2 rRNA genes are annotated in these 3570 nt (G+C 57.6%); both read left to right on the forward strand.

Annotation, left to right across the window (positions count from 1 at the left end):
- The first annotated feature begins 202 nt into the window (after window positions 1–202).
- Window positions 203–1731, forward strand: a 16S ribosomal RNA gene (locus tag E4099_RS30450).
- 274 nt (window positions 1732–2005) lie between these two features.
- Window positions 2006–3570: ribosomal RNA gene (locus E4099_RS30455) — 23S ribosomal RNA — on the forward strand; the annotation flags it as partial.

The following is a 3570-nucleotide window of genomic DNA, read 5'->3' on the forward strand; positions in this document are numbered from 1 at the left end:
CGAAGGAAGCGTCCGTTCCTTGAGAACTCAACAGCGTGCCAAAAGTCAACGCCAGATTAGTTGATACCCCGTCTCCGGGCCTGATGGTCTGGGACGAGGTTCCTTTGAAGAAAAAACACAGCGAGGACGCTGTGAACGAGCAGGATTATTCCTCCTGCTTGTTCCGCTCAACGCGAGTGTTGACCTCGATTACGAGGAAGCATTCACGGAGAGTTTGATCCTGGCTCAGGACGAACGCTGGCGGCGTGCTTAACACATGCAAGTCGAACGATGAACCCGCTTCGGTGGGGGATTAGTGGCGAACGGGTGAGTAACACGTGGGCAATCTGCCCTGCACTCTGGGACAAGCCCTGGAAACGGGGTCTAATACCGGATACGACCACTTGAGGCATCTCATGGTGGTGGAAAGCTCCGGCGGTGCAGGATGAGCCCGCGGCCTATCAGCTTGTTGGTGGGGTGATGGCCTACCAAGGCGACGACGGGTAGCCGGCCTGAGAGGGCGACCGGCCACACTGGGACTGAGACACGGCCCAGACTCCTACGGGAGGCAGCAGTGGGGAATATTGCACAATGGGCGAAAGCCTGATGCAGCGACGCCGCGTGAGGGATGACGGCCTTCGGGTTGTAAACCTCTTTCAGCAGGGAAGAAGCGAGAGTGACGGTACCTGCAGAAGAAGCGCCGGCTAACTACGTGCCAGCAGCCGCGGTAATACGTAGGGCGCGAGCGTTGTCCGGAATTATTGGGCGTAAAGAGCTCGTAGGCGGCTTGTCGCGTCGGATGTGAAAGCCCGGGGCTTAACCCCGGGTCTGCATTCGATACGGGCAGGCTAGAGTTCGGTAGGGGAGATCGGAATTCCTGGTGTAGCGGTGAAATGCGCAGATATCAGGAGGAACACCGGTGGCGAAGGCGGATCTCTGGGCCGATACTGACGCTGAGGAGCGAAAGCGTGGGGAGCGAACAGGATTAGATACCCTGGTAGTCCACGCCGTAAACGTTGGGAACTAGGTGTGGGCGACATTCCACGTTGTCCGTGCCGCAGCTAACGCATTAAGTTCCCCGCCTGGGGAGTACGGCCGCAAGGCTAAAACTCAAAGGAATTGACGGGGGCCCGCACAAGCGGCGGAGCATGTGGCTTAATTCGACGCAACGCGAAGAACCTTACCAAGGCTTGACATACACCGGAAAGCATTAGAGATAGTGCCCCCCTTGTGGTCGGTGTACAGGTGGTGCATGGCTGTCGTCAGCTCGTGTCGTGAGATGTTGGGTTAAGTCCCGCAACGAGCGCAACCCTTGTTCTGTGTTGCCAGCATGCCTTTCGGGGTGATGGGGACTCACAGGAGACTGCCGGGGTCAACTCGGAGGAAGGTGGGGACGACGTCAAGTCATCATGCCCCTTATGTCTTGGGCTGCACACGTGCTACAATGGCCGGTACAATGAGCTGCGATACCGTGAGGTGGAGCGAATCTCAAAAAGCCGGTCTCAGTTCGGATTGGGGTCTGCAACTCGACCCCATGAAGTCGGAGTCGCTAGTAATCGCAGATCAGCATTGCTGCGGTGAATACGTTCCCGGGCCTTGTACACACCGCCCGTCACGTCACGAAAGTCGGTAACACCCGAAGCCGGTGGCCCAACCCCTTGTGGGAGGGAGTCGTCGAAGGTGGGACTGGCGATTGGGACGAAGTCGTAACAAGGTAGCCGTACCGGAAGGTGCGGCTGGATCACCTCCTTTCTAAGGAGCGCATAGCCGACTGCGAGCGAATGTCTCGCACGGTTTGCTCATGGGTGGAACGTTGACTATTCGGTGAGCCAAGGATTCTTCCTGTTAGTACTGCTTCGGCGTGGAACACAGTGAAGAGGATGAGTCTGGCCGGGCACGCTGTTGGGTCCTGAGGGAATGTTTTTCCTTCAGTTTGACCGGTCTCGGTGTACTTCACGCGTCATGTGTGGGGGTGACGGGGAACGGGTCGTTGTTTGAGAACTGCACAGTGGACGCGAGCATCTGTGGCCAAGTTTTTAAGGGCGCACGGTGGATGCCTTGGCACCAGGAACCGATGAAGGACGTGGGAGGCCGCGATAGGCCCCGGGGAGCTGTCAACCGAGCTTTGATCCGGGGGTGTCCGAATGGGGAAACCCGGCAGTCGTCATGGGCTGTCACCCGCTGCTGAACACATAGGCAGTGTGGAGGGAACGCGGGGAAGTGAAACATCTCAGTACCCGCAGGAAGAGAAAACAACCGTGATTCCGGGAGTAGTGGCGAGCGAAACTGGATGAGGCTAAACCGTATGTGTGTGATACCCGGCAGGGGTTGCGCATGCGGGGTTGTGGGAGTGTGCTTGATCAGTCTGCCGGCTGGTCGGAGAGTCAGAAACCGTATGGATAGGCGAAGGGCATGCGAAAGGCCCGGCGTAGAGGGTAAGACCCCCGTAGCTGAAATCTGTGCGGCTCTCTTGCGTATTTCCCAAGTAGCACGGGGCCCGAGAAATCCCGTGTGAATCTGGCGGGACCACCCGCTAAGCCTAAATATTCCCTGGTGACCGATAGCGGATAGTACCGTGAGGGAATGGTGAAAAGTACCGCGGGAGCGGAGTGAAATAGTACCTGAAACCGTGTGCCTACAAGCCGTGGGAGCGTCGGATGCAGCTTGCTGCATCTCGTGACTGCGTGCCTTTTGAAGAATGAGCCTGCGAGTTTGCGGTGCGTTGCGAGGTTAACCCGTGTGGGGAAGCCGTAGCGAAAGCGAGTCCGAATAGGGCGATGGAGTAGCGCGCTCAAGACCCGAAGCGGAGTGATCTAGCCATGGGCAGGTTGAAGCGGAGGTAAGACTTCGTGGAGGACCGAACCCACCAGGGTTGAAAACCTGGGGGATGACCTGTGGTTAGGGGTGAAAGGCCAATCAAACTCCGTGATAGCTGGTTCTCCCCGAAATGCATTTAGGTGCAGCGTCGTGTGTTTCTTGCCGGAGGTAGAGCACTGGATAGGCGATGGGCCCTACCGGGTTACTGACCTTAGCCAAACTCCGAATGCCGGTAAGTGAGAGCGCGGCAGTGAGACTGTGGGGGATAAGCTCCATGGTCGAGAGGGAAACAGCCCAGAGCATCGACTAAGGCCCCTAAGCGTACGCTAAGTGGGAAAGGATGTGGAGTCGCAGAGACAACCAGGAGGTTGGCTTAGAAGCAGCCACCCTTGAAAGAGTGCGTAATAGCTCACTGGTCAAGTGATTCCGCGCCGACAATGTAGCGGGGCTCAAGCGTACCGCCGAAGTCGTGTCATTGCAGTACATACCCCCAACGGGGACTGTGATGGGTAGGGGAGCGTCGTGTGCCGGGTGAAGCAGCGCCGGAAGGTAGTTGTGGACGGTTCACGAGTGAGAATGCAGGCATGAGTAGCGATTCACACGTGAGAAACGTGTGCGCCGATTGACTAAGGGTTCCTGGGTCAAGCTGATCTGCCCAGGGTAAGTCGGGACCTAAGGCGAGGCCGACAGGCGTAGTCGATGGACAACCGGTTGATATTCCGGTACCCGCTTTGAAGCGCCAAACATTGAATCAGGCGATGCTAAGTCCGTGAA

The organism is Streptomyces palmae, from assembly GCF_004684805.1.
GTDB lineage: Bacteria > Actinomycetota > Actinomycetes > Streptomycetales > Streptomycetaceae > Streptomyces > Streptomyces palmae.